Here is an 8,226-nt window from a genome sequence, read left to right as displayed (position 1 = left end):
GGCCTGAGCCGTGCCGAGGCCGAGAAGCGGCTGCGCAAGGTCCTGCGCGCCCATCCCGGGACGCAGTCGGCCGAGGACCTCATTCGGCTGGCGCTCCGCGAGGCCTAGCGCGCGATAGCCCGCGCGGATACACTCCCATAACACGCCGGCACGGGCCGTCGCATAATCTTGCGGTCCCCGATCCCCTCCGCCGTGTCCATGGTCGACTCCGACGACGCCCTCGACTCCCTCCCAACGGTCTTGGTCGTCGACGACGAACCGGACTTGGTGGAGCTCTTGCAATACGCTCTCGAGGCCGCCGGCTTCCGTGTCGTAACCGCCTCGGACGGGATCGCGGGGCTGGCCGCAGCCGAGGCCGAGAAGCCTGACGTCATGGTCGTGGACATCATGATGCCGCGGATGGACGGCGTCGCCCTGACCGCCCAGATCCGCGAGCGCGGTGCCCTGCGCACCACGCCGATCCTGATGCTGACCGCGCGGACGGACGAGAGCGACGAGATCGCCGGCTTGGAGGCCGGCGCCGATGACTACCTGCCCAAGCCGGTCTCGCCGAAGCGGTTGGTCAGTCGTGTAAACGCGCTTCTGCGCCGCGTCGTCCGCGAGGAGGAGGCCACGACCTCGCACATCCGTGTCCACGACTTGGTCATCGACCGCGAGCGCTACGTCGTCGAGCGGCCCGACACCAACGAAACGTTCCGGCTCCCTCGCAAGGAGTTCGAGCTGCTGTTTTTCCTGTCGAGCCACCCCGGCCGCGTCTTCGAGCGCGACGAGTTGCTGAGCGCCGTCTGGGGCGCCGACGTCGTCGTCGTGGACCGGACGGTCGACGTCCACGTCCGCAAGATCCGAGAGAAGATCGGGAGCGCCTACATCGAGACCGTCAAGGGCGTTGGGTACCGCCTGGCCGAGCACGTCTAGCGTCCTCGAGGGCGCCCCTTCCGTCCGTCCTCGATGCGCCGTCCTCGAGGCCGCGCCGCCCTCGATGCGTGGCACGTCCGTAGGGGCACACCGCTGGTGTGCCCTTTCTGGTGTGCCCTTTCTGGTGTGCCCTTTCTGGTGTGCCCTTTCCGACTCGATGCTCGCTCGCCCGACGCACGTGACTCGAGGGCGCGAACGGGCACGACGTGTCGTGCCCCTGCGACACCAGCCCGTCCTCGAGGGCGCCCGTATTCTCGTTCCGACCTCTGCTCCGCCGTGCCGGCTCCGACTCCTCTTCCGCCTCGCGTCCACCAGCTCGCGCTCCGCGTCGCGACGACGGTCGCGATGACGGCAGGCGCCGCCGCGGCCGTGATCGGAGCGCTGACCGGCGGGATCGGGGCCGGGGTGCTGCTCGGATTGAGCGTCGCCGTGACGTCCGGCGTTGCGGCCTACGTCGCCGTCGACCGGCAGATCGCGGGGCGGCTCGAGCTCGCACGGCGGACGCTGCGCGAGGCTCGGAAAGGACGGTTCGACGCGCTCGCCGCCCTCCCCGGCTCCATCGGCGACGACGAGCTCGACGCGCTCATCCACCAGGTGGGGCGCGCCGGGCGGACGCTCCAGCAAGAGATCGAACGGCTCGAGCGGGCCGAGAGCTACCGACGCGAGTTCCTGGGCGACGTGAGCCACGAACTGCGGACGCCCATCTTCGCCGTCGCCGGGTTCGGCGAGACGCTTTTGGACGGCGCCCTCGAGGACGACCGCGTCCGGCGCCGGTTCGTCGAGAAGATCGTCCAGAACGCCGGCCGCTTGGAGTCGCTGACGCGCGACCTGTCCGAGATCTCGAAGCTCGAAACCGGACGACTCCAAATCCGCGACGCCCCATTCGCCGTGTCCGACCTCGTCCTCGAGGTCGTCGGCGACCTCGAGCGGATGGCGTCCGACCTCGGCGTCTCGCTCGAGGCCCGGATCCCCGACGTTCCTCCGGTCATCGGCGACCGCGACCGGATCTTTCAGGTGCTGACCAACCTGGTCGAGAACGCGCTCAAGTACAACGAAGCCGGAGGCCAGGTCGAGGTCACGGCCCGGCGACGCGAGTCGGGTGAGGTCCGGATTGCAGTCGTGGACGACGGGATCGGGATTCCCGAGGAGGTCCACGACCGGTTGACGGAGCGATTCTTCCGGGTCGACAAGAGCCGCTCGCGAGGGCGCGGCGGGACGGGGCTCGGCCTGGCCATCGTGAAGCACATCTTGGAAGCGCACGGGCAGTCCCTTGCGATCGAGAGCCGCGTCGGGTACGGGTCCACGTTCTCGTTCGTGCTCCCGTCCGCGTGATCGAGGCCGGACGGAACACGGAGTGAGCCTCGACCGGTAGGAGGAGCCCCTCTACGGTGCCACACGCATGACGCTCGGCGAACTCATCCAGCAATCCCGGTTTGCCTCGCCGGCGCAGGAAGCCGTCCTCAACGTCTTGGCGACGGCGTCGTGGGTCTCGAGCGAGATCTCGTCGGCTCTTGCGCCTCACGGCGTCACGCAGGCCCAGTACAACGTCCTGCGCATCTTGCGGGGGAGGCACCCCGGCAACTACGCGTGCTCGGAGATCTCGGAGCGCCTGCTCGACCGGACGCCGGACGTCACCAGGCTGCTCGTCCGCCTGGAGTCGCGGGGCCTCGTCCATCGTAAGCGTGCCGAGCACGATCGCCGCGTCGTCGAGGTCGAGATCACAGACGCCGGCCTCGAGGTGTTGTCGGCACTAGACGCCCCTGTCCAGGGCGCCATCGACCAGACCACGGCTCACCTTAGCGAGGTCGAGCTCGAAACGCTGTCCCAGCTTCTCGAGCGGCTTCGGACGGACCAGGTGTAGCCTACCAAGAGGGCTGGCCGCGCGTGGCCGATAGCTGAGCGCCCGCTGCCTCGTCCGGGGAGAACGTCCCGACCCACACCACGTAGGTGCCGGCAGCCGCCTGGGCAAACGTAACGGCAGGGTTGCTGCCGTTGGCGTCGTCGGAGCAGTGCCACCGGCCGGCGGGGTCCGAGACCAGAAGGGTCGTATCCGTGCCAGACGTGGCGTAGATCGACAGCGGGCCGTCCCCAGAGACCTCGACGGCGGCCGTGGGGGTACCGTTGTTGATGAACCCGGAGCATCCACTCCCTGGGACGGCGTTTCGGTCGGAGCCGCCTGCGTTGACGGCGACCGTCGCCAAGGCGTCAGAGACGCTCAGGGTCTGCTGCGGCGCGCCGCCGCGTCGAGGCTGGGCGTCCGCTGGGACCGCGAGGAGTGCGACGGCCGCGAGGAGGAGGAGAAAACGCATGGCCAGGGGGGAGAGAAGAGCCAGAGACGTGCAAACGCGGTGCCAGGTGATTTGGTGCCGCCGAATCTCTCCCGTCTGTCCGTCCTCGAGGACGCCGTCGACGACCCCGAGGGCGCAGATCGCCCTCGAGGCCGAGTCCGCTAGCCGCGGATCACCTCGGGGGCCGGCGGCGGTGGGGGCGGCGTCGCGACCGTGACGTCGATCATGGCAGGGCTCTGGGCCATGCGCCGCGAGAACGTCCCGACCCAGACCGAGTACTCACCTTCGCCGCCCGTCACCGACACGGCCGGATCGCTCCCGTCGGCGTCGTCGCTGCAGGTCCAGGTGCCGTCGGGCGCGAGGACGACCATCGTGAGGTCCTCGCCGTCGCCGCTGCTGGCTTCGAACTCGAGCGTGTTGAAGCTGCTGAAAACAGAGAGCACGGGGCGCTCACTGACGAAGCCCTGGCACGCCGCGCCCTCGACGGGGTTGAGAACCGGGCCGCCGGCCATGACGCTCTGGTTCGCGCCGGCGATGTCACCGTTGAGGCTGAGCTCCGTGGCGCCGTTGCCGGACTGGATTTCCGTTCCGGCGTACATCCCTTCCGTTTGCGTCACGCGGCCGTCGTCGCCTCCGAAGCTGCTCATCGAGACCACCTCGCCCGGCGCGATCGAGACGGACACGTCAGTGGACGTCCCCATGTCGCCGAACGTGCCGACCCAAACCCGGTACAGGCCGTCCTCCGCCGTGTCGAGCTGGATGCCGGGGTCGAGCTCCTCGGCGTCGTCGGAGCAGAACCACATCCCACTCGGCGTGAGGACGGTCATCGTCAGGTCGGTCTCCACGCCGGAGGCGCGAAGGGCGAACGGTCCGTCGCCGCTGAGCTCCATCGCGACGGTCGCCGAGCCCTCGATGTATCCACGGCACGCCTCGCCCTGAACCGGGTTCGGGGTGCTCGGGGTGATGGTGGTCTCGACCGAGTCGGACAGGTCGTCGCCTCCCGTCAAGCGAGCACCCGGCACGCCCTCGAGGTCGAGCAGGACGTAGGTGCCCTCGGAGTAGGGCGAAAACTCGAAGCCGCCCATATCGTCGAAGTCGCCCATGTCACCAAAGTCCCCAAAGCCAATGTCCTCCGCGGACTCCGCGACGGTCAGGGTCGCATCGGCCATGCCATCCTGGAGCGAGTAGGTGCCGGCCCAGACGGCGTACGTGCCGCTCTCAGGCGAGTCGATCACCACCAACGGGTCGGGTCCGGCGTAGTCGTCGTTGCAGTACGTCTGCCCGTCTGGGCCGGAGACGACCAGGACGAGATCGGTGAAGTCGTCCATCATCATGTCGTCGTCCGACGCTCCCGTCACGGCCCCGATGGCGAGCGTGCCGGTGCCGCCGGAGGCGGAGTAGAGGACGTTCGCCGTCGGCTGGGAGGCGTCGATGTGACCGGCGCAGAACAGCTCTGGGTCGAGGCGGCCCGCGGCGTCGGAGCCGCCGGCCTGAATGGCGAGCTCGAGCGTCCCGTCACCAGCCTCGAAGCCGCCGGGAGCGTTGATGATGCCCGAAAGCGGCGTCGCACCGGCCTCGAGGGCGAGGGGCGGAGGCATCGGCCCGGCCACGACGGTGGCCGTCGATGTCATCGGGTCCTCTCCGAACGAGCCGACCCAGACGGCGTAGCGGCCGGCATCGGCGCCGGCTAGATCGAGGGTGGGGAGCACGCTCCCGGGCGAGTCGTCGATGCACGCCCAGGTGCCGTCGGGCTGGGCGACGACGAGCGTGGCGTCGAAGTCGCCCTCGACGCGGATCTGCAGGTCGCCGCCGTCCCACTCAAGCCCCACGTCCGGCGCCGACGCGTCGACGTAGCCGTAGCACCCGTCGTCCTGGATGGTGTCGGGGACGAGGTCGACGTTGCGAAGAACCATGTCGCGCCTGGCCTCGTCGTCAGAGTCGGCCGACATGACGCCGCTGGCTGGTTCGGCGTCGACGTTCATCGACTGGGCCGTCGCGAGAGGGACGGCTGTTAGGGCGAAGAGGAAGAGGAGGGAGCGCATCAAGGACGAAGGGGTGAGCCTCCCAATGTCGGCACACGGTCGCTCCCGATCCACCCCGGGCGTCTCGTCCTCGAGGTCGAGACGCGAAAGGGTTCCCGAGGTCTATTCCCAGACGACACCCTCGTAGTTAACGAGCGTCCCGACCCTCGCCGAGGCGCCCGCTCACGTGGCCGTTGACTGCGCCGGCCTTGCAGCTCTCGAGGACGCTAGCTCGTAACGGCTGGTTGGCCTGCGGCGCCGTCGCCGGACGGACCGGCGTGGTCGTTTACGAACGTGAGCCAGCCCTTGGGGTTGGCCGTGTCGCGGAGGGACTGGAAGTAGGCCGTCTGGAGCTCCTCGGTGATCGGGCCACGGCTTCCACTGCCGATCTCGTAGTGGTCGACGGTTCGGATGGGCGTGACCTCGGCGGCCGTCCCGGTGAAGAACAACTCGTCGGCGAGGTAGAGCGCTTCGCGCGGGAGCGAGCGCTCCGTCACGGTGTAGCCGCGGTCGCGGGCGATCTGGATCACCGAGTCGCGCGTGATGCCGGGCAGGATGGACAGCGTCTGGGGCGGCGTCGCGATCTCACCGTCGCGGATCACGAACAGGTTCTCGCCGGAGCCCTCCGAGAGGAGCCCGTCCACGCTGAGCGCGATGCCCTCGGAGAAGCCGTTGAGGACGGCCTCCATCTTGATCAAGCTGCCGCCGAGGTAGTTGCCTCCCGCCTTCGCCATCGCCGGCAGGGTGTTCGGGGCGGGCCGGTTCCACGACGAGACCTGGACCTCGACGCCGCGCTCGATCGCCTCGGCCCCGAGGTACTGGCCCCACTCCCACACGGCGATCGCGGTGTGGACCGGGTTCTTGAGCGGGTTGACGCCCATCGGCCCATGCCCGCGGAACGAGATCGGGCGGATGTAGCAGGCCTCGAGCCCGCTCTCCCCGACGGTTTCCACGACCGCGTCGCACAGCTCGTCGACGGTGTAGCCCACGTCCATCCGGTGGATCTTGGCCGAGTCGATCAGCCGAGACATGTGCTCCTCGAGCCGGAAAATGGCGGGGCCGCGGTCGGTCTCGTAGGCGCGGATCCCCTCGAACACGCTCGACCCGTAGTGGATGACGTGGGACAGGACGTGGATCGTGGCGTCCTCGTAGGCGACGAGCTCGCCGTTAAACCAGATGCGGGGGTGTTGTGACATGGACTGAGGAGGGGATGCTGGAGGGCGTCGACGGCGAAATAGAGCGTCGGGTGCCCGAGAAACTCGAGGTCGAAAATTACGTCCTCGAGGCCGATGGCTCGGAAGCGCTTCCGGTCTTCTGCGGTTTTCCGTCTCGTTTGTCCTCGAGGCCGGCGCCGCGAGGCCCGCGGGGATCCAAAGTCCGGCCGTGAGGTACCCGGAATTTTCCCGACTCGTCCTCGATGCTCCTCGCCCTCGCGCTGTTCTTCCTCGTCCAGCAGGACACGACGGAGCGGCCGGTCGTGGCGCCGGATACGACGGACACGCCCATCGAGGAGGTCGCCGAGGACATCGTCGAGGACGTCACGAGCCTACGCGTCCGGCCGGTCTTCTCGCTGAGCTCGCTGTATTCGCCCTCGAAAGGGTTCGGTGCCAGCGGCGGTGTCGCCGTCAACGGGTTGACGTCGGCGCGGGACCACTTGCAGGTCGAGGCCCGGATCTCAGAGCGGTTTCAGGGCGCCTTCGGCGAGTACCTCACTGGCGACGTGCGCCGCAACCCCCTGGTGATGACGCTGGGCGGGGCGGGGTGGACGACCTCGAGGACGCGGTTCGTCGGGCACGGGCCGCGCTCGGAGCCCGACGGCTCGCTCTTCCTGGACCGCGCGGCGGCCGAGGCCGAGGTCCGCCTCGGCTGGTCCCCGGCGGGACCACGGGGCATCCTGTGGCAGCCCAAGGTCCGGTTCCAGTTCGACCGGATTCGGGGCTTCGAGGAGACCGAGCCGGGCGACCTCGAGGACATCCGGCCCGGCGACCTCGCCCGCATCCAGGGCCTCCAGGGCGAAAGCCGTTACGGCCTCGAGGTCGGGCTCGCGGCCATCCGCGACACCCGCAACATCCGCCCGATGCCGTCCCGCGGGTCGTATCTCCAGGCCCAGGTCGCCCGGTTCGAGTCGCTCGACGGGTCGGGGCTCGGCTACTGGAAGGCCGAGGGGTTGGCGTACGCCTTCCGGCCGGCCCTCTTCCGCATCCCGTTCCTGCCCGAGCGCGGCGCCATCTTCGTCCGGGCGACGGGCGTCGTCACGCGTGAGGACGGCGACGAGGGCGGAGGGCTCCCGTGGGTCTACCTCCCCGACCTCGACCGAGACCTGCTCGTGGGGTACCCGCGAAGCGAGTTCATCGGACGCGACGCGATCTCCCTCGGCGTCGGCGCGCGCGGCGTGGTCGGGGAGTTTATCGGCGCGTTCCTGTTCGAGGGCGTCGCGATCGCCATGGTGGGCGCGGCCTACGACGACGTGTTCGAGGAGTTCACACCGACCCTCCAGTTCTCTCGAAGCACGATCGAGGACGGCGCCAAGGTCCCGCTCCTCCCATCGCTCGCAGTGGGCATGAACATCCACTTTATCGACCGAGAGCGGGCCATCATCGGGGCACTGGTCGGCGTCGGGCCGACGGGGACGTCGCTGGCGGGCCTGCGGCTCGTCTACGGTCTGGGCGACTACCGCCCCCGACTGCGCTAGCCGTCCTCGAGGGCGCGGCTCGCACCTTTCAGACCGGATGTGTAGCCGCTCAGTGTGGAAGCGCGACGAATCAGGGGGATGGGCCATCGTGGTTTGCAGGTGGCTGCGATGTTCTGAAGTCTCTCGATCCCTCGATCTGTGATCGGCACACCGATACGCTCTTCTCGACGCCGCACGTCCGAACGTCTAGCGTTTTCTCCGGCACGAGCCCGGATCGCTCTCCTCGTCGCGCTGTGCGTTCCGGTCGGGGGGTGCGGCGCGGCAAAGGCGGTCTATGGAAGCCCTGCTCCGGTGGAGGTGACGCCCAGAC

General features: G+C 69.0%; 8 protein-coding genes. 5 read left to right on the top strand and 3 right to left on the bottom strand.

The window, feature by feature from the left end; all coding sequences use genetic code 11:
* Nucleotides 1–3 precede the first annotated feature (3 nt).
* From WBA11_RS16575 to WBA11_RS16560, 4 genes are all read left to right on the top strand, one after another.
* Nucleotides 4–108 (top strand): hypothetical protein, encoded by a 105-nt coding sequence (locus tag WBA11_RS16575; RefSeq protein WP_424521756.1) that lies wholly within the window; start codon nt 4–6, stop codon nt 106–108.
* A 90-nt stretch (nt 109–198) separates the two neighbouring features.
* Nucleotides 199–915: a response regulator transcription factor gene (locus tag WBA11_RS16570; RefSeq protein ID WP_424521755.1), complete on the top strand. Its 717-nt coding sequence runs from the start codon at nt 199–201 to the stop codon at nt 913–915.
* A 276-nt stretch (nt 916–1,191) separates the two neighbouring features.
* Complete coding sequence (locus WBA11_RS16565) at nt 1,192–2,247, top strand: sensor histidine kinase (protein WP_424521754.1); 1,056 nt, start codon at nt 1,192–1,194, stop codon at nt 2,245–2,247.
* A 67-nt stretch (nt 2,248–2,314) separates the two neighbouring features.
* The gene (locus tag WBA11_RS16560) at nt 2,315–2,776 is read left to right on the top strand and encodes a MarR family winged helix-turn-helix transcriptional regulator (protein ID WP_424521753.1); all 462 of its coding nucleotides are present in this window, start codon (nt 2,315–2,317) and stop codon (nt 2,774–2,776) included.
* 1 nt (nt 2,777) lies between these two features.
* Here WBA11_RS16560 and WBA11_RS16555 read toward each other — a convergent pair whose 3' ends face one another.
* From WBA11_RS16555 to WBA11_RS16545, 3 genes are all read right to left on the bottom strand, one after another.
* Nucleotides 2,778–3,224: a PPC domain-containing protein gene (locus WBA11_RS16555; RefSeq protein ID WP_424521752.1), complete on the bottom strand. Its 447-nt coding sequence runs from the start codon at nt 3,222–3,224 to the stop codon at nt 2,778–2,780.
* A gap of 140 nt (nt 3,225–3,364) precedes the next feature.
* The gene (locus tag WBA11_RS16550; RefSeq protein WP_424521751.1) at nt 3,365–5,245 is read right to left on the bottom strand and encodes a hypothetical protein; all 1,881 of its coding nucleotides are present in this window, start codon (nt 5,243–5,245) and stop codon (nt 3,365–3,367) included.
* A 206-nt stretch (nt 5,246–5,451) separates the two neighbouring features.
* Complete coding sequence (locus WBA11_RS16545) at nt 5,452–6,420, bottom strand: branched-chain amino acid transaminase (protein ID WP_424521750.1); 969 nt, start codon at nt 6,418–6,420, stop codon at nt 5,452–5,454.
* Nucleotides 6,421–6,641: 221 nt separating this feature from the next.
* Between WBA11_RS16545 and WBA11_RS16540 the strand changes: the two genes are divergently transcribed.
* Complete coding sequence (locus WBA11_RS16540) at nt 6,642–7,916, top strand: hypothetical protein (protein WP_424521749.1); 1,275 nt, start codon at nt 6,642–6,644, stop codon at nt 7,914–7,916.
* Nucleotides 7,917–8,226 lie beyond the last annotated feature (310 nt).

The organism is Rubrivirga sp., from assembly GCF_049648075.1.
In the GTDB taxonomy this organism is placed as follows: domain Bacteria; phylum Bacteroidota; class Rhodothermia; order Rhodothermales; family Rubricoccaceae; genus Rubrivirga.
This window is presented reverse-complemented; position numbering and strand designations above follow the sequence as displayed.